The following is a 22,068-nucleotide window of genomic DNA, read 5'->3' as shown; positions in this document are numbered from 1 at the left end:
TCAGCCCTTCCAGGTCCAGTCGCGGATTTCCTCGCGATCGATGCCTTCGTCGTGCGCATAACGCACGCTTTCGATGATGCGGTTCTTGAGCAGTTCCTTCGTATGCGCGGCGGTGCTCGAAAGACCCGGCACGCGATCGATCACGTCGATTGCAAGCGTATAGCGGTCCACGCCGTTGATGATCGCAAGCTCGAAGGGCGTGTTGATATTGCCGCGCTCACGATAGCCATGCACGTGCATGTTTGTGTGATTAGTGCGGTTATACGTGAGCTTATGCACGAGCGATGCATACGAGTGAAAGTTGAAAATCACCGGCTTGTCGCGCGTGAAGATGGAATCGAAGTCGCGATTCGACAGGCCATGCGGATGGTCTGTGTCGGGCATCAGCCTGAACAGATCGACGACGTTGACGAAGCGAATCTTCAGATTCGGGCATTCCGCCTTGAGTATTTCGACGGCGGCGAGCGCTTCCATCGTGGCGATATCGCCGGCGCATGCGATCACCACATCTGGCTCATGCCCCTGATCCGTCGATGCCCAGTCCCAGATGCCGATGCCCTTCGCGCAATGGACGATCGCCTCCTGCATGTTCAGATACTGCAAATGCGGCTGCTTGTCCGCGACGATCACGTTCACGTAGTCATGCGAGCGCAGGCAATGATCCGCGACGCTCAGCAGGCAGTTCGCATCCGGCGGCAGATAAATACGCACGACGCCCGGGCTCTTGTTCGTAACGACATCGAGAAAGCCGGGGTCCTGATGCGTGAAGCCGTTGTGATCCTGTCGCCAGACGAGCGACGTGATCAGCAGGTTGATCGATGGCACCGGCGCACGCCACGCCAGTTCGTTCTTCGCCTTTTCGAGCCACTTGGCGTGCTGGTTGAACATCGAATCGATCACATGCACGAACGCTTCGTAGGTCGCGAAAAGGCCGTGGCGGCCGGTCAGCACGTAGCCTTCGAACCAGCCTTCGAGCGTGTGCTCCGAGAGCATCTCCATCACGCGGCCATCGGGCGAGAGCGCGCCGCCGTCGGCGTCCTCCGGCTTCGTTTCCGCAAGCCACCGCTTGCCGGATGCTTCGTAGACGCCATCGAGCTTGTTGCTCGCGGTTTCATCGGGACCGAAGAGGCGGAACGTCTTCATGTTGCGGCGGATCACGTCGCGCAGGAACGTGGCGAGCACGACGGTCGGCGATTGATAGACCGCGCCCGGCTTCTCCACATCGAACGCATACTCGCGAATGTCGGGCATATCGAGCGATTCGCGCAACACGCCGCCATTCGCATGCGGATTCGCGCTGATGCGCCGCGTGCCCTCCGGCGCGAGTTCCCGCAGGCTTTCGACGAGCCGGCCGTCGTCATCGAAGAGTTCTTCGGGCTTGTAGCTTCGCATCCACTCTTCGAGCACCGCGAGACTCTTCGGATTGGTGGCCGGATCGGGCACCGGTACCTGATGCGAGCGCCAGAAATTCTCCACCTTGTGCCCTGCGAATTCCTTGGGGCCGGTCCATCCTTTCGGTGTACGAAGCATGATCATTGGCCACCGCGGGCGCGTAAGATCGCCAGGATTCGCGCGTGCGCGTTGCTGGATGACCTTGATGTCGCCGATACAGCGTTCGAGCGTCGCGGCCATCGACTGATGCATGAGCTCGGGCTCGTCGCCTTCGACGAAATGCGGCTCGTAGCCGTAGCCTTTGAACAGCGCTTCGAGCTCGTCGTGCGGAATGCGCGCGAGGATCGTCGGATTGGCGATCTTGTAGCCGTTGAGATGCAGGATCGGCAGCACGGCGCCATCGGTCGCGGGATTGAGGAACTTGTTCGAATGCCACGATGTGGCGAGCGGTCCCGTTTCCGCTTCGCCATCGCCGACTACGGTTGCGACGATCAACTGCGGATTGTCGAACGCCGCACCGAATGCATGCGACAGGCTATAGCCCAATTCCCCGCCTTCGTGGATGGAACCCGGCGTTTCCGGCGTGCAATGCGAACCGATGCCGCCCGGCGATGAAAACGCGCGAAAGAGCCTGAGCATGCCGCGTTCATCGTAACTGCGGTCGGGATAAATCTCGGAGTAGTGGCCTTCGAGGTACGAATTGGCGAGCGTCGCGGGCGCGCCGTGACCGGGGCCCGACACGAACAGCACATTCAGGTCGTCGCGCTTGATGAGCCGGTTCAGATGCACCCAGACGAACGATTGACCGGGGTCCGAGCCCCAGTGCCCGAGCAGGCGGCGTTTGATGTGTTCCGGCTGGAGCGGCTCGCGCAGCAACGGATTGGCGCGCAGATAGATCATGCCGACGGAGAGGTAATTGCACGCGCGCCAATAGGCGTCGATGTTGCGCAACAGGTCGGCGGAAAGCGGTGCGGGGGTTGCGGTTTTGCCCTGGACGTCGTCGTTCACTTGCTTCTCCTTGCGGTCAGCGTTGCGTGGAGCGTCGGTCTTGCGGCTTCGTACCCGGGAAGGATGCGGAAGCGTCGCGCTGATCATACTTTGGATCGCGCGACGCGTTGTTGACAGAAACGGAGGGCGCGCTCACTCCATGGCAGATTGCGTGATGTCGTAATCCATCAGCAAGGCTTTGTTGTCTTGCCACGCACCGATGTAGTGAACCATGAAGCTATCCGGGAGACGGTAGGACCACGGCGTATTCCATTCGATGAACGACGAGAGGTGCGCCGCATCGAAGCCCGCATGCTCCCTGAACTCGCGGTTGAAGTAATGCTGATCGCCGTGATTCACGTAGATGGTGGACTTGTCCTGAAGTTGCCCGCATGCATCGATAATGCGCTGGAACGCATCGTAGTTCTGCTGTGTGCGCTTGTAGCCCATGATGCCGGAATTGAAGGTCCAGGTGCCGACATCGCGGGCGAAAATCGTATCGTGCCCCTGCATGATCGATTCGAGCTTGCGGCTCATGTCGTTGAAGAGCACATCGGCGTCGACCCAGAAGACCCATTTGTGATGCGGCAGGTACTCACGCAGGAGCGCGGCCTTCAGCCAGTTGCCGGCGGTTTTGCCATCGTTCAGATGCGACGGAATCTCGCGATGCACATGGAGCGTATAGCCATGCCCCTCGCAATAGCGTTTGAAGTTCGCCTCGGCGATGCATCCATAACGCGCGATGTTCGGCGTGTAAAGCGTGACGACAGCGATGGGCTGGCCCGGCTGATAGACGCTATGCGGCTCCGTGTCGCAAGCCTCGGCGCCGGGGAACGAGAGCAGCGGCATGTTGCGCGTCAATCGTTCGTTGATGTGCGCGAAGAGCGCCGCGCGAAACCGCCGATGATGCTTGTCGTCGTCGATGCTGACCGAGAACGTGCTCCACGTGCCCCAGACGCTTTCAAGATTCGCCGCGGCCGGAACGACCACATGGGCATCGGCGATCTTGTGCCGCGAGGGCAGCGCTTCGAAGTCGCGTAGCAACTCGCCTTCGTCGGGGGGAAGTTCGACGCCGAACCGGCAATGCGTGACGACTTCTAGCAGCTTGCGACGAACCCGCTCGGTATTGCGCCAGAGTTGGATATCCGTCTGAGGAAGCGGCGATTCGGCGCAACTGAGCAGCCAGTCGCGGCCGTCGAGCAGCGTGGGAAGCGGCGTCGAGCCGAGGATCACGGCGTTCTCGCTGAGCAGCAACACGATCTCGCCCGGCTCGATCCGTTTCAGCTCGTGCAGCAGCACCTCGTATTTGTACGTCCACCGCTTTTCCGACGGGCTGCCGGATTGCTGCGACATGTCAATCTGCACGTGCCGGTAATCATGTCTGCGTGCGTAGCGGCGATGATTGGCGAGCGCGCCCGGTGCGTGGTCGAAGAAAAGGCTGATGACGAGCATGGAAGGCCTGGAGTGAGCGATAAGAAACCCCCTAGCATCGCCGCAAAAGCGGTGCGTTCCGATGGGACGTGTCCTAAAACAGCGCCAGATCGCGTACATGCACCGTTGCGCGCCTTGTCGCAAGCGCCCCTAAAATGTTCCGATGACCGCCGAATCCGAATCCTTTTCACCCGATACCGCGCTCGACGGCTTTCATCCCGCCGTCGCCAACTGGTTTCGCGCGCATTTCGCCGCGCCGACGTCCGCGCAGGCGCGCGCCTGGCCGCTCATCCATGCACGCCGCTCGACGCTCGTCGCCGCGCCGACGGGCTCGGGAAAGACGCTGACCGCGTTCCTCGCCGCGCTGGATGAACTGGTGCGCGACGGCGTCGCGGGCGGCGGCGTTCTGCCGGACGAAACGCGCGTCGTGTATGTGTCGCCGCTGAAGGCGCTGTCGAACGATATCCGCGTCAACTTGCAGGAGCCGCTTGCCGGCATCGCGCAGCAGTTGCGGGAGATGGGCGCGGCTGCGCCGGAAATCCGGGCGGCGGTGCGCACCGGCGACACCACTCAGCAGGAGCGCAACGCGGTGCGAAAGCGTCCGCCGCATATCCTCGTGACGACGCCCGAATCGCTCTACGTGCTGCTGTCGTCGGATTCCGGCCGGGCGATGCTGTCCACCACGCGCACGGTGATCATCGACGAAATCCACGCCGTCGCGGGAAGCAAGCGCGGCTCGCACCTGAGCCTCAGCCTCGAACGGCTCGATGCGCTCTGCGAGGCGCGCGGCGCGGCGCGTCCGGTGCGCGTCGGCTTGTCGGCGACGCAAAAGCCGATCGAACGCGTCGCGCAGTTTCTGGCGGGCGAGGGCCGACCGTGCGAGATCGTCGATGTCGGGCACGTGCGCGCGCGCGATCTCGCGCTCGAACTTCCGCCGATGCCGCTCGAAGCGATCATGTCGAACGACATGTGGGAGCGCGTCTACGACAGGCTCGCGGAACTGTCGGCGCAACATCGGACGACGCTCGTGTTCGTCAACACGCGCCGCATGGCCGAGCGCGCGGCGCGGCACCTGACGGACCGGCTCGGCAAGGAGGCGGTCGCGGCGCACCACGGCAGCCTGGCGCGCGAGCATCGGCTAGACGCGGAGCAGCGGCTCAAGCGCGGAGACCTGCGCGTGCTGATCGCGACGGCGTCGCTGGAACTGGGTATCGATATCGGCGATGTCGATCTCGTCTGCCAGATCGGCTCGCCGGGATCGATCGGCGCGTTCCTGCAGCGCGTGGGGCGCTCCGGGCATCACGTCGGCGGGCTGCCGAAAGGGCGGCTTTTTCCGACTTCGCGCGACGATCTGATCGAATGCGCGGCGCTGCTCGATTGCGTCCGCCGTGGCGAACTCGACGCGCTGACGATTCCCCGCGCGCCGCTCGACGTGCTCGCGCAGCAGATCACCGCCGAGGTGGCGTGCCGCGAGTGGGGCGAGGACGAACTGTTCGGGCGCATTCGGCGCGCGCATCCCTATGCGACGCTCGACCGCCCGCACTTCGACGCGGTGCTCAGGACGCTCGCGGAAGGCTATACGGGGCGGCAGGGCGTGCGCGGCGCTTACGTGCATCGCGATGCGGTGAGCGGCACGCTGCGGGGCCGGCGCGGCGGCAAGCTGACGGCGGTGACATCGGGCGGCGCCATTCCCGACAACGCGGATTTCGCGGTGCTGCTCGAGCCCCAGGGCTTGCAGATCGGCACGGTGAACGAAGACTTCGCCGTCGAAAGTCTCGCCGGAGATATCTTTCAGCTTGGAAACACGTCGTACCGGATCGTGCGGGTGGAAGGCGGCCGCGTGCGCGTCGAGAATGCGAACGGACAGCCGCCGAATATCCCGTTCTGGCTCGGGGAAGCGCCGGGACGCAGCGATGAGCTGTCGTTCGCGATTGCGCGGCTGCGGGCGGAAGTCGATGCCCGGCTTAGCGAGGGCGATGGCGCGCAGGCCGCAGGAAGCAGTAACGTCGACGCCGCCACCGCCTGGCTCGCCGGCGAAGCCGGCATCGGCATGGAAGCCGCGCGTCAGATCGTCGACTACTTGGCCCGCTCACGCGCCGCGCTCTCTGTGCTGCCGACGCAGGATACGCTCGTCATGGAGCGCTTCTTCGACGAATCCGGCGGCACGCAGCTCGTCATTCACGCGCCGTTCGGCAGCCGCGTGAACCGGGCATGGGGCCTCGCGCTGCGCAAGCGCTTTTGCCGCACCTTCAACTTCGAACTGCAGGCGGCGGCGACCGAGGACGCCATCGTGCTCTCGCTGACGGGCGGCCACAGTTTCGCGCTCGATGAAGTCTGGCGTTATCTGAAACCGGCGACGGCCGAGCACGTGCTGATTCAGGCGCTGCTCGACGCCCCGCTCTTCGGCGTGCGCTGGCGCTGGAACGCGACGAACGCGCTCGCGCTGCCGCGTTATGCGGGCGGACGCAAGGTTGCGCCGCAATTGCAGCGGATGAAAAGCGAAGACCTGCTCGCCGCCGTGTTTCCCGATCAGGTCGCGTGCGCGGAGAACATCGCCGGGGAGCGCGAGGTGCCGGCGCATCCGCTCGTCGAACAGACGATCGACGATTGCCTGCACGACGCGATGGACAGCGACGCGTGGCTTGCGCTGCTACGGCGCATCGACGCGGGCGCGGTGCGGCTCGTGACGCGCGACTTGCCCGCGCCTTCACCGCTGGCCGCCGAAATTCTGTCGGCACGGCCTTACGCGTTTCTGGACGATGCCCCGCTCGAAGAGCGCCGCACGCAGGCCGTGCTCGCGCGCCGCTGGACCGATCCGCAATCGACCGACGATCTCGGCGCGCTCGACGCCGAAGCCATCGCGAGCGTGCGTGCCGAAGCGTGGCCGTCGGTGACGAGCGCCGACGAAATGCACGAAGCCCTGACGACACTCTCCTGCATCACCGATGCCGAAGCCGCCGCCAGCGATGGCTGGCCCGCCTGGCTCGATGGCCTGGCCTGCGCCGGCCGCGCGACGCGCCTCAGGATCTCCGATGACGACGCGCTGTGGACGCCGGTCGAGCGCCTCGCGTGCGTGCGCGCCGTCTACCCGCATGCGCCGATGCATCCGCGTCTCACGCCGCCGCCCGGTTTCGACGATGCCTGGAGCGAAGACGACGCGCTCGTCGAAATCGTGCGGGCGCGGATGTCGGGTTTCGGGCCGCTGACCGTGGCGGAGATCGCGCGGCCGCTGGCGCTGCCGGCATCGGCCGTCGCGGTTGCGTTGACGCGGCTCGAAAGCGAAGGCTCCGTGATGCGCGGCCATTTCACGCCGCACACGCCAGGCGCGCCGGGCATGGACGAACAGTGGTGCGAGCGGCATTTGCTCGCGCGGATTCATCGATACACCGTGCGCCGGCTGCGTCGCGAAATCGAGCCGGTCGAGCGGCAGGACTTCATGCGCTTCCTCTTTGAATGGCAGCGCGTGGCCCCCGATGCCCGCGGCGAGGGCCGCGACGCGCTGCTCGCCGTGCTCGAACAGCTCGAAGGTTTCGAAGCGCCCGCCGTCGCATGGGAGGACGAGATTCTGCCCGCGCGCATCGCCGATTATTCGGGCATCTGGCTCGATGAAATCTGCCGCGCGGGAAAGATCGTCTGGTCGCGGCCGGCGGGGCGCGCTCGTGCGACGGGCGGCCCGGTGCGCGGCACGCCGATCGTCCTGTTGCCGCGTCGTCAACTTGCGGCGTGGAACGCGCTGATGGCCGCGGATGAGTCGCCGCAACAGTCGTCGCGGGCGCAACGGGTCTTCGACGCGCTAAGCGCGCACGGCGCGATGTTCTTCGACGAACTGCTCGCGGACACGCGGCTCCTGCGCACCGAACTCGAAGACGCGCTCGGCGAGCTTGTCGCGCTCGGACTCGTCAACGCCGACAGTTTCGCGGGTCTGCGCGCGCTGCTCGCTCCCGCCGCGAAGCGCAATGCGTTGTCGCGCCGATCGCGCGGGCGAACGGGCGGCCTGTTCATCGGCGGAATGGACGATGCAGGGCGCTGGGCGTTACTGCGAAAAGCAAGCGCAGGCGAAGAGCATGGTCGAGACGGCGACATCGAGCACGTCGCGCGGACGCTGTTGCGGCGTTACGGCGTCGTGTTCTGGCGGCTGCTGGAGCGCGAGGCGCAATGGCTGCCGCCGTGGCGCGATCTGCTGCGCGTCTATCACCGGCTGGAAGCGCGCGGCGAGATTCGCGGCGGGCGCTTCGTCGCGGGGCTGGCGGGCGAACAGTTCGCGTTGCCCGAAGCGGTGCCGGTGCTGCGCGAAATGCGAAGGCGGCCGAAGGAAGGCGTGTTCATCGCATTGAGCGCGGTGGACCCGCTCAATCTCGTCGGCACGCTGCTGCCCGGCGAGAAGGTGCCGGCGCTGGCCGGCAATCGCGTGCTGTATCTGGATGGCGTGCCGGCCGGCGCGGTCGTCGCGGGCAAGACGCGCTATTTCGGCGGCTCCGGCGACGCGGACGGGGAGACGCGCGAACGCATGCGTCTCGCGCTCGTCAGGCGCACGGCGCGCTCGTTGAGTCCGGGCGCCATCGTGCAAGGTTGATGCATCACTTCGAAACGATCTTGTTGCGGAACGGCCCCGGCTGCTGCACCTGCACGTCCTTCACCGGCACGCCCGGATAATCGACGACCCGCCCGGGATTCGAAGCGCGTATGCGAAACAGCGGACGCGCCGTATCGCGTGCGCCGCCGGCGATCGTCGTCATTGCCTGCCGGTCTAGCTCGACGCTGTCCGCGAGATCCCTGATTTTGATGACGGCCATGACTGCTTCCTCCTTCGTGATGGAGCCGTGCTGCGGGGCATCGTTTCGAGTATAGGCAATCCCGGCCGGCTCCTTGCCGGGATCGCATCGAGGCGACGCCATCCACGTGAAAGCGACGAAAGGCGGCGAAAAGCCGTAGCTTCTCGCCGCAAACGCCGCGTTCGATGTTCGATGCTTCTACTCCGGCGCGCGCGTCAGAACGACGCCGATGCGTTCAGCTTGCCGATCTGCATCGGGTTGATGTCGAAGTGCGGCGAGACGCCCGCGCCGACATAGCCGATGTTGCTCAGCGCCGTGACATCGACCTTCTGAATCTGCGTGAGGTTCTGAAGGATGCCGACGTTCACTTCGACGTTGGCATACGGCCCGTAGCCTTGCCCGCCGGATACGGCGGACATCGCGCGGCAGTCGAGTTCCTTGCTGTGGGACAGGTCCCTGACGATGATGGACGACATGGTGGTGCTCCTCGCGAAGGGTGTCGTTGTTCCGGCTCAGGCCCAGGCGAGCCCGCCGCCGATGTTGATGTTGCTCGTGTTGCGCGCCTTCTGATCCGGCTGGACCTTCGAGTGAATGTCGTCGGCGAACGCGACGTTGACGCCGTTCTCGTTGAACGTCTTCTGGTCCTGTTGCACCATTTGCTGCGTGTTGAACGACAGCGAAACCTTCGAGATGTCGAAGACCGGCACGAAATAGCTCGAGCCGCCTCGCACGGCCGACATTGCGCGGCGATCGAGTTGTTCGGTGACGGGCAGGTCCTTGATGGTCAGCGTCTTCATTGCGGTTCTCCTGATTGCGCATGGCGCGTTCGGTGGTGGATTGAGCAACATGTCTGCTCGGGCCACTTCAATGCATCAGCCATGCCATGCGTGATGCTGCAAAGCGCCAGACGCCGCGATTCCTTGCAGGACGGGCGTGTGCGGTGGACGAAGCCGCGCGCCGCGAAAGCGTCGATCGCATTGAATGCCTTCGCCCGACCGACAGCCGTCGCGTTGTGTCGGTATCCGAACGACATGTGCGCGATGCCGCTCTTCGCTGAAAACGCCATTTGCCTAAGCCGCATGCGAGGGCTAGTATCGAACGAGCATGGGTTGTTTGGTACGACAAGTGAGTTTGTCGGTCGATTGGCGCCGCAACGAGTCGCACAGATGACTAGCTTCCGAGAAGCGCTTCGCACATATCGGGGCGATGGCGGTTCGCGCGACGCGTTTTTTGCAGGGGTCGATGGCGCGTTGGCCGCCGATCGCACGCCGGGCGCGCGGCTCATCGAGATCCTCGACGAGGAGAACGCGGCGAATCCGTTGCCGCGCGATCTCTACTCGGCCATACGCCGCCGCATCGAACATACGGCGCGCATGCGCCCGACGCCGGACCCCGGCACGACCTATCAGCCAGGTCGCGACGAAACACGCCTGCACGTCACGCCCAGTGCGCCGCCGCCGCTACCGCCGCGCGCATCGGACGGCGCAGGCGCGAGCGCGGGCGCCGACGCGACCGGCGGGACCGGCGCGACATCGGGACAAGCAACGCAGGTGCTTCCCGAAGTCGATCAGGTCAAGGGCGTGGGCGATACGCTCAATAATCGCTTCGTGCTCGAAGAATGTCTCGGCATCGGCGGGATGGGCACCGTTTATAAGGCGCTCGATCTGCGCAAGCTCGAGGCGTCGGACCGTCGGCCTTATGTGGCGATCAAGGTGCTGAATCTGCAGTTTCGTGGCAATCCCAATTCGCTGATCGCGTTGCAACGCGAGGCGCGCAAGGCGCAGCAGCTTGCGCATCGCAACATCGTCACCGTGTACGACTTCGACCGTGACGGCGCCATTGTTTATCTCACGATGGAATATCTGTCCGGCCAGCCGCTATCGAAAATACTTCGGATGCCGAACTTCCGGGGCATGCCATTCCACGAGATGTTCCGCATTTTTAAGGGCATGGCGACGGCGCTCGCGTATGCGCACGAGCGCGGCTTCGTGCATTGCGATTTCAAGCCGGCCAATGTGTTCGTCACCGATGCGTCGGAAGTGAAGGTCATCGACTTCGGTATCGCGCGGGTGATTCAGCGGCCCGAAGAAGACACCGAGGCGACCGTCTTCGATCCCGGCAGCCTCGGCGCGCTGACGCCCGCGTATGCGAGCCCGGAGATGCTCGCGCATCGCGAGCCCGATCCGCGCGACGATATCTATGCGCTCGGCTGCATCGCGTACGAGCTGTTGACCGGAAAACATCCGTTCGACCGCGTGCCCGCGTTGCAGGCGAAGAGTGCGGGCATGAAGCCGCAACGTCCCGAGAATCTCGGCAACAAGCAATGGAAGGCGCTGAAAGCCGCGCTCGCTTTCGAGCGGGAAGAGCGGACGCCGACCGTCGCACAGTTTCTCGACGAGTTCGGCGAGGAACAGCCGGTTGCATCGGCGCAACCGAAGACGAAGCGCGTTGCAGCGCCGAAGCTCGCTATCGGAGCGATGGCGCTGGTGTTGATCGCCGGCGCGGGGTACGTGTTCTTCGCGCATCAGAAGGGCCGCAATTCGACCGCGACGACTGCGACGACCGCGACGACGGCCGCGCCAGTGACCATGCCCACGCCCGAACGACCCGCGATCACGCCGGCGTTGCCCGCCGCGCCCGCGCCGACGCTCACGATTGCCGCGGTCACGCCGGTGCTCGCGAGTGTGCCGTGCTCGGCGCTCGTGGCGTCGGTGCACGATCAGACGGTGGACGTGCAAGGCTTCGTGTCGGAGAAATACGGGCTCGCGCGGCTGAAGGAATCGCTCGGCCGCGTGCCGGGCGTTCGTGCGACGAACTTCGGCGTGCAGCAGGTCACCGACGACAAGTGCGACATGCTGACGACGTTCGCGCCGTACTGGACGGCCAATCGTCAGGCGGGGCGTCCCGCGTCGGTGCATACGCGATCGAGCCAGACGCGGCTTACGGAAGGCGATCCGCTGATCGTCGAGCTCATGACGCCCGCGTTCGATTCCTACGTGAACGTCGACTACTTCATGCTGGACGGCAGCGTGGTTCATCTGCTGCCGAACGGGCGTTCGCGCGACAACCAGGCGCCGCCGAGCTATAGCGCGACCATCGGAGCGATGGGCGACTGGGTGGTCGGCAAGCCTTTCGGCGCGGAGATGATCGTGTTGACGGTGGCGCCCGCGCCGCTCTTCGACGCTCCACGTCCCGACAGTGAAGCAAAGCCGGAATATCTGCGTGCAGTGGACAAACGCCTGAAGGCGCTCGCGGCCCGTTTCGGACGCGAGCGCGTGCTGGTCGATATCTTTCAGATCACGACGCAGCCAAAGAAATAACCTAGCTTTGCGGCTTCTCGATGGCCGCCTTCAGTTCGTGCAGTGCCTCTTCGACGCGTTGAGTCACGAGCGCATAGGCCTCGGCCTGCGTTTGCTGCGTGGTGCGCGCGATGTCCTGCATGTCGGCGAGCGCATTGTGGAGGGTGCGCTGCACGACTTCGTTCGCATTGAACGGCGGTTTCGCCGACGACGAAGCGAACTGCTTCGCAATGTCTTCGAGTTCGCCGAGCGTGCGGCGCAGGATTTCGACTTGCTTGTCGCGCAACGCTTCCATGCCGCCGAACGCCACACGATTGGTCGCGGCGAGCGCTTCGACGTCCTTGCGCCGCGATTCCATGATCGCGGTGACATCAAAGCCCGGCAATTGATACTGCTGGAACATGGCGGCAAACTGGCTGAACGGATCGCTGAATTTTGATTGATTCATCTTGCCTCCCAGGTTCTTCCCGTATGACCGCGAGCGAGACCGAAGAGACCAGCGTCGTCGCGCGGCAATGTGCGGTCGCGGCAAGTGCAAAGAAGCCGCATCCCGACCCCGATACTACCAATATAAGCACCCGAAATGGGGCAAGGGAAAACACCAGAACGGCGGGGCCGCCTTGACTCAGGTCAATACGGATACCGCAGCAGCGCCGACGATAACAAATGAAGGCGCCGTGCGGTGCAAAAGGGGAAAGAGATGATAAGCAGCGAAGCGCGGATCGTCGCGGCGGCGATCGCGGTCTTCACGGCGCTGGCGGGAATCGTCGTCGCGCTGCACGGCCTTGTCTTCGACAAGGTGAGCGTGCTCAACTATGGCGTGCTGACCATCCTCGTCGGGGTTGCGTCTTTCGCCGTCATGCTGATGCCGATGCCGGAAGACCAACCCTGACTGGCCATCGTGCGGCGAGTTGGCGGGCTAGACCCGCCAGGCGTCCTCCTCGCCAGCGAATACGCTGTGCTCCGCCTTGATTTGCGCCCGGTCGATGCACTGCACGTGCCACCGGCCCGCGCATTCCTGACGCGCCGCATCCACATACCAGACGACGCGCCCGGCGAGACCTTCGCTCGGTCCGTCGGGCGCGTCGACGTCGAGTTGCTCCAGCACGCATATGGGCTGCTGCGTGTGCTGATCGCAGATCAGCGTTCCGTTCGAACCCGAGCGCAGTCCGCCCCAGTCCGGCACGTCGATCGCCTGATGGCCCTCACGCGACCAGCGGCGGGATTCCTTGTCGAGCCACAGGATGGCGTAGGCGGCGTCCTGAGCGCCTTCGAACCCATCCAGCTTGACGGTGATACGCATGACATCCTCCATGAACATCGAGTTCAGCGAATGCGACGCTCCGGCGCGATCGCGCTGGCCATGAGCGTTCGGTCTGTATGCGGCATTTCACCCGGACTTCGAAGTGTCTCGCGCCGCTCGTCGTGCGTCGATTGAATCGCGTGCATGCCCTGGATTTGACACGTCGACATGATTGCACGCGCACCCGGTTCGATTGTTTGAATGGCTTTCAGTTCGCTCTTCGTGATGCGAAAGATTTTGTGCGGCGCATCAGTGCGGCACGGTCTGTCAAAGCAAGTCCGGTGCCGGGCGCTTGATCCTAGCTTTTTCGTTCAGCTTAGCTGCGTATTTTGACGGCGATGCGACAAGCGTCATGAGCGCGATGAATTGTCCGCATTGCTCGCGCGCTCTGTTCGTGCATGCGTGCACGGATCGCAAGCGCGACGCCCAAGGATGCGGCGCGAATCATTAAGGCATGCGTTGCATTGCACCATGAACCGGTCAGCCGATGCGTTCAAGCCGCGTGCGATCCACGATACGCAATTGCCGTCCGTGAAGCGAAATGGCGCCCTCGCGCTGCAGCTTCGACAGCATGCGGCTCACGGTTTCGAGTTCGAGGCCGAGATAGCTGCCGATATCGGCGCGCGTCATCGGGAGGATCACATCGTCGAAGGTATCAGGCCGCGCGCCGCTCGCATCGAATCGCATCGACAAGTCCAGCAAGAAGGCGGCGACGCGTACGAGCGCGGGCATCGTGCCGAGCATCAACGCGAGCCGCGCCGCGCGCACGATCTCGGCACTCATGATCGCGAGCAACGCGTGCTGCATCGGCGCATATTCGCGGCAAAGCGGTTCGAGAATGCCGACCGGCATGATGCGGACGACGCTGTCTTCGAGCGCGATCGCGTCGCTTTCGTGATGACCCGTGCAGATGCCATCGAGTCCGAGCGTCTCATCGATCAGATGGAACGCGGTGACCTGCGCATGCGGAACGGCGTCGTCGTTGGCGCTCGGGTACGCGGCCACGCTCTTGAAGCAGCCGGACTGCACTGTATAGAGACTTCGCAACGGCTCGCCTGCGCAATACAGCGCATCGCCGCGAGCGATTGAGCGCGTGGGGAACGGAAGCGCATCCGTGTCCGTGAAGTGAACGTGCAGGGCAGGGACGTGATGCCGCGCACCGGGACCCGCTGGTGTGGCCATGCTCTTCCCTCCTGCCGGTTCCACCGCTTTTAGTATGGGCGATGGCGGCGGGATTGGTACTCCGTTCGATTCACGGCTGCGTTTCGTTTGGCGATGCCGGCATCGGCAAGACGATGACCGCTTCGACGCCGCCGCCTTCCCGCGCGCGCAAGTCGAGCCGGCCGCCATGCAACCGCGCGATGCGTTCGACGATCGCAAGCCCGAGGCCCGTGCCTTTCGGCTGACCTTCGCCGCCGCCGCGCTTGAACGGCTGCTTGAGCGATTCCGGGTCCTGCGTGCCGAGGCCCTTGCCGCGATCCGCCACGACGATGCACGCCGCGTTCGCCTGTTCATCGGTCCATGTACGCACTTCGAGCCCGCTGACGCCATAGAGCACTGCGTTCTGCATGACGTTCATCAGCATGCGCATCACGCTGATCGGACGAAACGCGAACGTTCGGATGCTGCCGAGCGATAGCGAAAACTCATGCCCGAGCCCCGCGAAATCCGCCGCGAGACTGGCGACGAGCGCATTGAGATCGCCGGCGACCGCCGTTTCCTTCGCGCCGCTGCCCGCGTAATCCATGAACTGCTGAAGAATGCTGTCGATCTGATCGAGATAACCTTCCGCCGATGACGCGAACACCGCATCCGTCGATGGCACAGCGGACATCGCCATGGCGAGCCGCAGCTTGGTCATCGGCGTGCGAATGTCGTGCGAGATGCCCGCGAGCATCAGCGCGCGCGTGGCTTCGGCTTCCGCGAGCGCCGCCGTCATGCGGTTGAACGCGTCGCTGACCTGCGCGATTTCGGTCGGGCCGTCGGTCGGCAGCACGCCCGGGTCATCGCCGCTGGACACGCGGCGCGCGGCATCGGCGAGATGTTCGAGCGGGCGATTCAGATGCCGCTGGATCGCATACGCCGTCGCGACAGCGAGCGCGCCCAGTCCGAGCGAGAGCAGCAGCGCCGTCGCGAGGCCATCGTCGTGCGCGGCTTCGGGAACGGGCAACGCCATCCAGCGCGGCTCGCCGGACAGATGCACGCGAATCCATAGCCGCTGCTGTCCATCGTCGGACGTATCGGCGCTTTGCCAGCGCACGGGCATATCGGCGGGCAGATGACGGCGCAGGCTTTCGACGAACGTCTCGCGCTGATACGTCCGGTAGAACCGCAAACGCGATTCGTCGACGCTCGCGCTGGCGGCGGCAGGAAGATTGCGGCGCACGTCGAGATGCGCAGTGACGTCGCGCGCCGTGCCGGGTGCGGTCGAGCGCAGCACCGTATCGAGCGTCTGGATATAGCTTGCGAAGGTGGCCGCGGCGCGTTCGATGCGCGGCGTCTGGATGAAATGCAGCAGCACCGCGAGCGCGCATACCTGACTCACGGCGACCAGCGCGACGAGCAGCAGTACATTGCGCGCGAACAGCGAGCGCGGCGCCACCCTCACGATTCGACATCCGCGAGCAGCATGTAGCCCACACCCCACACGGTCTTGATGAAGCGCGGCTTGCCGGGATCGTCTTCGATCAACTGACGCAGCCGCAACACCTGCACGTCGATGCTGCGGTCGAGCGCGTCGTGATCGCGGCCACGCGTTCGCGCGATGAGGTTGTCGCGGCTGACCGCGCGGTTCGGTGACGACCCGAGCGCGTGCAGCAACTGCATTTGCGCGGAATGCATCTCGAACGGTTCGCCGCCGCGCGAAAGCCGTTGCTTGGCGAGATCGAGCCGGAAATCGCCGAAGCGGATGACTTGCGAAGTCAGCGTCGGATCGCCCGCGGCGATCTTCTGGCGGCGCAGCAACGCGCGCACGCGAGCGACGAGTTCTTGCGGAAGGAAGGGCTTGGCGAGGTAATCGTCGGCGCCGGTTTCGAGGCCCACGACCTTGTCGACCGGATCACCCTTCGCCGTGAGCATCAGGATCGGCAGCGTGTGGCCCTCGGTGCGCAACCGGCGGCAGACGGAGAGGCCGTCTTCCGGCTCCATCATCCAGTCCAGCACGAGCAGATCGTACGGTTCGCGCTGGAGATAGCGGTCGAGCCGCTTGCCGTTCTCGACGACGCGCACGTCGAAACCATGCGATGTCAGGAAACGCTGAAGCATGTTGCGCAACTCGGCTTCGTCGTCGAGCACGATGATCTTCGGCAGGGCTTCCATGCAGCGGCCTCCGTGGGCTTTCAGCGTTGCGTCGCGTGTTCGCGCAGGAAGGCTTCGATCTGCGGCAGTGTGACGTAGCCGTTCTTTTGCGCGTCGATTTCGTCGAAGTGTTTCGCGACCATCGGCATGCCGGTAGAGGCCTGATCGCGGGTGAGCTTGCCGTCGTGCGTGGTGTTGGCCTGCGCGAAGCGCGTCTGCAGCTTCGGCATGGCTTGCGCAGCCTGTCCGATGTGCGGGCTCGCGCCCATCGGCTGCGTCGCGGTTTGCGCGTATGCCCCGCCCGACGCGAGCGCGGCGCAGCAGGCGAGCACGGCGGCGATCTTGTGCATCTCTTTCTCCTCGATTGGAACGCAACGTCGATGTGATTCTATTGAGCCGCACGCCGATGGCAATGTCAGGGATGCTACCGGGCGTGTCGCCATATTTCACGGCGTTGCGGCGCGTGATCGCCGACATTCGGCGACACATCTTTGCGCTCACCCTTTGCGCAGTCCTTCGCTATCGTTCTGCTGGCCGGCTAAGCCGCCACTTCTTTCGATGATCGAGGACATTCATGATGAACATCCGTCTCTTCAGTGCTACTGCCGTCGCCGCAATCGGTCTGACGTGTGCGCAAGGCGCATCGGCGGGAACGACCGTCAGCGTCGCGTACGTTGCGCCCGCCGTCGTTTATGCGCCGCCGCGCCCGGTGTACTACTACGCGCCGCGTTACTACGTGCCGGCGCGCACTGTCGTCGTCGCGCCTGCCGTCGCGCCGGTGGCCGTGCTTCCGCCGCCGCCGCCGATGCCCGCGCCCGTCCCCGTGTATGCGCCCGTTCCCGTCTATGCGCCCGCCGTGCGCGTCACGTACGCGCAGCCGGTGCTCGTCGCGCCTGTCGTCGTGATGCATTGAGGATAGTGCATCGCATGCTCAGCGATGTCCATGCGGGACCGCTCCTTGCGCATCGCTTGCGATGGCGCCGTCGCCGGCTCCTATACTGGATGAGACCGCATCGGGCAGACGCGTCCGATGCGGGATCGCCGGAAGGAGGGCCGAGCCATGTTATTCATCGTGAACTGGACCGCGCTGCCCGAAGTGCAGAAAACGGCAGCCGAACGCTTCTTGCAAAGCGGCGGTGCGCCGCCCGATGGCGTGCGCTTGCTGGGGCGCTGGCACGGGATCGGATCGATACGCGGCTTCGCCGTGTGCGAATGCAGCGAGGTGGAACCGATCGCGCGATGGGCGCTTGGCTGGGCCGACCTGTTCTCGCTCGACATCGTGCCCGCGATGACCGACGAACAAGTCGGCAAGCTGCTCACGGAAGCGGCCGCGCAGTAGCTTTCTCGAAGACGGGCATCGGTCATTCAAAAGGAGACAAGCGTGACGCAAGCCACCACCACCGAACCGTGCATCATATCCGTCGCCATTACCGGGTCCGTGCCGCGCAAGAAGGACAATCCGGCGGTGCCGATCACGATCCCCGAGCAGATCGAAAGCACACACGAGGCTTACGAAGCGGGCGCGACGCTCGTTCATCTCCACGTGCGCGACGAGGACGAGAAGTCGAGTTCGGACCGGCATCGCTTCGCGGAGCTGCAAGAGGGCATCCGCAAGCATTGCCCCGATATCATCATCCAGTTCTCGACGGGCGGACGCGGACGATCGTTCGAACAACGCGGCGCGATGCTCGACCTGAAGCCGGACATGGCGTCGCTGGCGACGGGATCGGTCAATTTCCCGACGATCGTTTATGAGAACCCGCCCGACTTCGTGCGCTCGCTCGCGCAACTCATGCTCGATCACAACGTGAAGCCCGAAATCGAAATCTTCGATCTCGCGATGCTTTACAGCACGGTCGATCTCGTCAATCAGGGCTTGCTGAAGCCGCCCGTCCACGTGCAATTCGTGCTGGGCGTGAAGAACGCACTGCCGGCGCGCCGGGAGATTCTCGAATTCGAAGTGGCGCAACTCAAGAACCTGCTGCCCGATGCGACATGGACGGCTGCGGGCATCGGACGTCATCAGCTCGAAGTGAATCACTGGACGCTGCAGATGGGCGGCCATTGCCGAACGGGCCTCGAAGACAACGTGCGCTGGGACAAGGACACGCTCGCGAAAAGCAACGCGCAACTAGTCGAGCGGGTGGCGTCGTTGTGCGCGGAGTACGGACGGCCGGTGGCGACTGCGAAGGAGGCGCGGCAGTTGTTGGCGCTTTGAGCGTGATGGCGAGGCAAGTGGCGAAGCAGGACCGCGATTGAGACGGTCGATTCAGGTCGACAAGTCCAGAATCTGTCTTACAATCGACTCCCACCTGACAAGCACGCCACGGCGCGAACATGAACGAGCGTAAGTCGCACGGCCTCGCCGACCGCATCTACAGCGATATCCTCAGCAGCATTATCGAAGGCGAGTTCAAGGAGGGCGACCGGCTCATGACCGAACACGCGCTCGCTGAACGCTTCGCCACTTCGCGGCCGACTGTCCGCGAGGCGTTGGCGCGTTTGCGTGCGGACGGGATCATCGTCACGCGACGCGGTTCGGGAACCACGGTCGGTCGCCGGCCCGATCCCAATGTGCGCCGCTTTGCACCGCTCGAAACGCTGTCGGACATCCGGCGCTGCTACGAATTCCGTATCGTCACGGAAGCGGGCGCCGCGGAACTGGCCGCGTCGAAGGCGGACGAAGACGACATTTCCGCCATCCAGGACGCGTGGGATCGGCTGGAGCGTGTGGTGGAAGCACAGCAGGGCATCGGCGCGAAAGATGATTTCGCGTTCCACCTCGCGGTGGCGCGCGCGTCGAAGAACCAGTTCTTCATCACGGCGTTGTCGTGCATCGAAGAGCAGGTCGTGTTCAGCATGAACCTGTCGCGCAATCTGTCGCTCGTGAAGACGCTGGAACGGCAGCGGCTGGTCCAGCGCGAGCATCTCGACGTGCTCGATGCCATCCGCGCCAGGGATTCCGCAAGCGCCGCCGACGCAATGAAAACGCACCTCGAAAACGCGCTCGACCGGATGTTCGGCGACTAGTTGTCATACGACTGTCTTTCGATTTCTCACGATTTCCGATCTGGCTTCAAGTTGTTTGACAACTTGAAGCGGACTTGTTACTTTCTGCGCACATCCAGTCACCACGCGAGGCGCAATGAAAGTCGATCCGATAGCAGTCAGCGAACTCTCCGAGAGTGTGATGGCCGTGCCGCCATTGGCACGACGCGCAGATTTCACGCGAGAACCCGCCCAGAACCGCGCGCTGATTCGTCACATTAACGCAGGCGGCGTTCGCACGCTCCTTTATGGGGGCAATGCGAATCTCTACCACGTCGCCGTGAGCGAGTATCGCGAGTTGCTTGACATGTTGGCCGAGAGCGCGGATTCGCAGACGCGGGTGATCCCTGCTATTGGTCCGGACTACGGGAAGATGCTCGACCAGGCGGCCATCCTCGCGCAGACGCAATACCGCACCGCCATGGTCCTTCCGCTCGCCGGCTTCACCACGCCGCAGGGCGTGGCGACAGGCCTGAGACGCCTCACCGACAAAGCCGGGATGCCGTTCACGCTCTATATCAAGAGCGAGGACTATATCGACGTCGACACGCTCGCGGCGCTCGTCGCGGACGGCACGCTGCTCGCGGTGAAATACGCGATCGTCCGCGCCGATCCGTCCAGCGATCCTTACCTGCGCCGCCTGCTCCAGAGCGTGCCCGCATCGCAGGTCGTATCGGGGATGGGCGAGCGTCCGGCGCTGATCCACACGCGCGACTTCGGGCTCGCCGCGTGGACCACCGGCTCCGGCTGCATTGCGCCGCACGCGGTGATGGCGCTGCTGCGCGCCGCGAAGTCCGGCGATACCGCCGCCGCCGAGCCGCTCTACGATCGCTTCCTCCCGCTCGAAACCCTGCGCGACGATATCTCGCTGATCCGCGTGCTCCACGATGCCGTGACGCTGTCGGGCATCGCCGACATGGGGCCGATCCTGCCGCTCCTCAGCAACACGCCCGATCACGCGCTGCCCGCCGTCGAACAAGAGGCGCGGGCGCTGCTCGCGTTTGACCGCTCGTTAGCGTGATAACAAAGGAAAACGCCGGTTAAAAGCGGTTAAACAAGTCGGGTAACAAGCGCTTCGGGTATATCCCGACCGTCTCACGGAGCGCCAATCCGCGCGTGGATCAGGCACCTTTCAGCGCGCTTGGGAAACACGCAAAGGCGCTTGCAATTTGCTTGACATACGACGAGTGGGTTGGCTATTTTTCAGCTTCGTGAGCTAATGACGGATCGCGAGGACGCAAACCGACACAATAAAGTCCGCGCGGCCCGGGGCAAACAACCAGAACGAAGTTCCAACAGCGGTTGCGAGAGAAGTGAGGAGACAACATGGCTTTCAAGGCAGGACTGTCAGTGAAACTGGCGGCGTTGTGCGTCGCTGCGAGCGCGGCGTTCGCGACTAGCGCGGCCCGTGCGGCCGATCCCGTGGCGATCAATATCGTCGACGTCGCGGGCAATCTTCAACTGACGCAGAAGGGTTTCGAGGCGTTCAAGGCCAAGTACCCGAACCTGGTTTCCAGCATCACGTTCACGAACGCGCCCGCACCGCAATTGCCGGGCAAGATCAAGGCGATGCAGGGCGCTGGCCGCTCCGACATCGACCTCGTCGTGACCGGCACCGATGCGCTCGCCGCCGGCATCCAGCAAGGCCTGTGGGAAAAGCTGCTGCCCGAGCAAGCGGCCGTGTTCCCCGGCGTGCTCGACAAGTACGCGCCGGGTCCGCGCAAGATGCAGGACATCGCGCAGGGCTACGGGCTCGAAGTCACCTACATGCCCGCCGGTCCGCTGCTCGAATACAACCCGGCGAAGGTCAGCGATCCGCCGAAGACGCCTGAACAACTGCTCGCATGGTGCAAGGCGCATCCGAACAAGCTGATCTACGCGCGCCCGGCCAACTCCGGTCCCGGCCGCACCTTCCTGATGGGCCTGCCCTACGTACTCGGCGACAAGAACCCGACCGATCCGATCAACGGCTGGGACAAGACGTGGGCGTTCCTCAAAGAGCTGAACGAATGCATTCCTTACTATCCGGGCGGCACGTCGGCGGTGATGAAGGAACTCGGCGAAGGCACGCGCGACATGACCGTGACCGTCACCGGATGGGACATCAACCCGCGTGCGCTCGGCATCGTGCCGGCGGAATTCAAGGTGCAGGCGTTCGACAACATGACGTGGGTGAACGACGCCCACTACATGGTGATCCCGAAGGGCGTGCCGAAAGAAAAGCTCGACGTGCTCTACAAGCTGATGAACTTCATGCTCGAGCCTGCGCAGCAGGCGCTGACCTATGACGACGGTTACTTCTATCCCGGCCCGGCCGTGAAGGACGTGCCGCTGTCCGCCGCGCCTGCGAAGAGCCAGGAAGTGATCCAGAAGTTCGGCCGTCCCGAGTACGCGAAGCTGCTGGCTGACCGTCCGCACGTGGTGCCGCTGAACGCGCAGGCGATGGTCGCCGCGTTCCAGAAATGGGACCGCGAAATCGGCGCGCAGAAGACCAAGTAATCGGCTGTTCATTGCCATGAGACGGCGGCGCTCCTCGCGA

At 64.2% G+C, this 22,068-nt stretch carries 20 protein-coding genes; 9 read left to right on the top strand and 11 right to left on the bottom strand.

Annotated elements, in window-relative coordinates:
* Together BG57_RS13645 and BG57_RS13640 are read right to left on the bottom strand one after the other, a co-directional pair.
* Positions 1–2,400, bottom strand: a complete 2,400-nt coding sequence (locus tag BG57_RS13645; RefSeq protein WP_035964075.1) for a phosphoketolase family protein — start codon at positions 2,398–2,400, stop codon at positions 1–3.
* A 132-nt stretch (positions 2,401–2,532) separates the two neighbouring features.
* A complete protein-coding gene (locus BG57_RS13640; RefSeq protein WP_035963860.1) occupies positions 2,533–3,831 on the bottom strand; it encodes a glycosyltransferase family protein in 1,299 nt (432 codons plus the stop codon).
* A 142-nt stretch (positions 3,832–3,973) separates the two neighbouring features.
* Here BG57_RS13640 and BG57_RS13635 point away from each other — a divergent pair, with 142 nt between their 5' ends.
* The gene (locus BG57_RS13635) at positions 3,974–8,383 is read left to right on the top strand and encodes a DEAD/DEAH box helicase (RefSeq protein WP_035963859.1); all 4,410 of its coding nucleotides are present in this window, start codon (positions 3,974–3,976) and stop codon (positions 8,381–8,383) included.
* Between the two features lie 4 nt (positions 8,384–8,387).
* Here BG57_RS13635 and BG57_RS13630 read toward each other — a convergent pair whose 3' ends face one another.
* The 3 genes from BG57_RS13630 to BG57_RS13620 form a co-directional block, all read right to left on the bottom strand.
* Entirely contained in the window at positions 8,388–8,603 is a 216-nt protein-coding gene (locus BG57_RS13630) for a hypothetical protein (RefSeq protein WP_035964066.1), read from the bottom strand.
* Between the two features lie 194 nt (positions 8,604–8,797).
* Positions 8,798–9,058 carry a hypothetical protein gene (locus BG57_RS13625; protein WP_035963858.1) on the bottom strand — a complete coding sequence of 87 codons (261 nt, stop codon included), beginning with the start codon at positions 9,056–9,058 and terminating at the stop codon, positions 8,798–8,800.
* Positions 9,059–9,094: 36 nt separating this feature from the next.
* On the bottom strand, positions 9,095–9,379 hold the full coding sequence (locus BG57_RS13620; protein WP_035963857.1) for a hypothetical protein: 285 nt from the start codon (positions 9,377–9,379) through the stop codon (positions 9,095–9,097).
* A 369-nt stretch (positions 9,380–9,748) separates the two neighbouring features.
* On the opposite strand from BG57_RS13620, the gene BG57_RS13610 reads away from it, so the two are divergent.
* Positions 9,749–11,902: a serine/threonine protein kinase gene (locus BG57_RS13610; RefSeq protein WP_035963853.1), complete on the top strand. Its 2,154-nt coding sequence runs from the start codon at positions 9,749–9,751 to the stop codon at positions 11,900–11,902.
* 1 nt (position 11,903) lies between these two features.
* Here BG57_RS13610 and BG57_RS13605 read toward each other — a convergent pair whose 3' ends face one another.
* Complete coding sequence (locus tag BG57_RS13605; protein WP_035963851.1) at positions 11,904–12,329, bottom strand: phasin family protein; 426 nt, start codon at positions 12,327–12,329, stop codon at positions 11,904–11,906.
* Positions 12,330–12,581: 252 nt separating this feature from the next.
* Here BG57_RS13605 and BG57_RS13600 point away from each other — a divergent pair, with 252 nt between their 5' ends.
* Positions 12,582–12,773 (top strand): DUF2964 family protein, encoded by a 192-nt coding sequence (locus BG57_RS13600; protein ID WP_035963848.1) that lies wholly within the window; start codon positions 12,582–12,584, stop codon positions 12,771–12,773.
* A gap of 27 nt (positions 12,774–12,800) precedes the next feature.
* Here the strand turns inward: BG57_RS13600 and BG57_RS13595 are convergent, their stop codons facing one another.
* From BG57_RS13595 to BG57_RS13575, 5 genes are all read right to left on the bottom strand, one after another.
* Complete coding sequence (locus BG57_RS13595; protein ID WP_035964058.1) at positions 12,801–13,184, bottom strand: DUF3564 family protein; 384 nt, start codon at positions 13,182–13,184, stop codon at positions 12,801–12,803.
* Positions 13,185–13,664: 480 nt separating this feature from the next.
* Entirely contained in the window at positions 13,665–14,366 is a 702-nt protein-coding gene (locus BG57_RS13590; protein WP_035964054.1) for a helix-turn-helix domain-containing protein, read from the bottom strand.
* Between the two features lie 70 nt (positions 14,367–14,436).
* Complete coding sequence (locus BG57_RS13585) at positions 14,437–15,792, bottom strand: ATP-binding protein (protein WP_035963846.1); 1,356 nt, start codon at positions 15,790–15,792, stop codon at positions 14,437–14,439.
* Positions 15,789–16,502 (bottom strand): response regulator, encoded by a 714-nt coding sequence (locus BG57_RS13580; RefSeq protein WP_035963845.1) that lies wholly within the window; start codon positions 16,500–16,502, stop codon positions 15,789–15,791. The genes BG57_RS13585 and BG57_RS13580 overlap by 4 nt, the downstream gene beginning before the upstream one ends.
* Positions 16,503–16,522: 20 nt before the next feature.
* On the bottom strand, positions 16,523–16,831 hold the full coding sequence (locus BG57_RS13575; protein WP_035963844.1) for an EF-hand domain-containing protein: 309 nt from the start codon (positions 16,829–16,831) through the stop codon (positions 16,523–16,525).
* Positions 16,832–17,055: 224 nt separating this feature from the next.
* Here BG57_RS13575 and BG57_RS13570 point away from each other — a divergent pair, with 224 nt between their 5' ends.
* From BG57_RS13570 to BG57_RS13545, 6 genes are all read left to right on the top strand, one after another.
* The gene (locus BG57_RS13570) at positions 17,056–17,394 is read left to right on the top strand and encodes a hypothetical protein (RefSeq protein WP_229753869.1); all 339 of its coding nucleotides are present in this window, start codon (positions 17,056–17,058) and stop codon (positions 17,392–17,394) included.
* A 147-nt stretch (positions 17,395–17,541) separates the two neighbouring features.
* The gene (locus tag BG57_RS13565; protein WP_035963843.1) at positions 17,542–17,820 is read left to right on the top strand and encodes a DUF3303 domain-containing protein; all 279 of its coding nucleotides are present in this window, start codon (positions 17,542–17,544) and stop codon (positions 17,818–17,820) included.
* Between the two features lie 42 nt (positions 17,821–17,862).
* Complete coding sequence (locus tag BG57_RS13560) at positions 17,863–18,699, top strand: 3-oxoadipate:acetyl-CoA acetyltransferase (RefSeq protein ID WP_035963842.1); 837 nt, start codon at positions 17,863–17,865, stop codon at positions 18,697–18,699.
* Between the two features lie 119 nt (positions 18,700–18,818).
* Positions 18,819–19,511 carry a FadR/GntR family transcriptional regulator gene (locus tag BG57_RS13555; RefSeq protein ID WP_035963840.1) on the top strand — a complete coding sequence of 231 codons (693 nt, stop codon included), beginning with the start codon at positions 18,819–18,821 and terminating at the stop codon, positions 19,509–19,511.
* 115 nt (positions 19,512–19,626) lie between these two features.
* Positions 19,627–20,550 (top strand): dihydrodipicolinate synthase family protein, encoded by a 924-nt coding sequence (locus BG57_RS13550; protein WP_035963838.1) that lies wholly within the window; start codon positions 19,627–19,629, stop codon positions 20,548–20,550.
* A gap of 305 nt (positions 20,551–20,855) precedes the next feature.
* On the top strand, positions 20,856–22,028 hold the full coding sequence (locus BG57_RS13545; protein WP_035963836.1) for an ABC transporter substrate-binding protein: 1,173 nt from the start codon (positions 20,856–20,858) through the stop codon (positions 22,026–22,028).
* Positions 22,029–22,068: the final 40 nt, after the last annotated feature.

The sequence above is a fragment of the Caballeronia grimmiae genome, from assembly GCF_000698555.1.
GTDB lineage: Bacteria > Pseudomonadota > Gammaproteobacteria > Burkholderiales > Burkholderiaceae > Caballeronia > Caballeronia grimmiae.
This window is presented reverse-complemented; position numbering and strand designations above follow the sequence as displayed.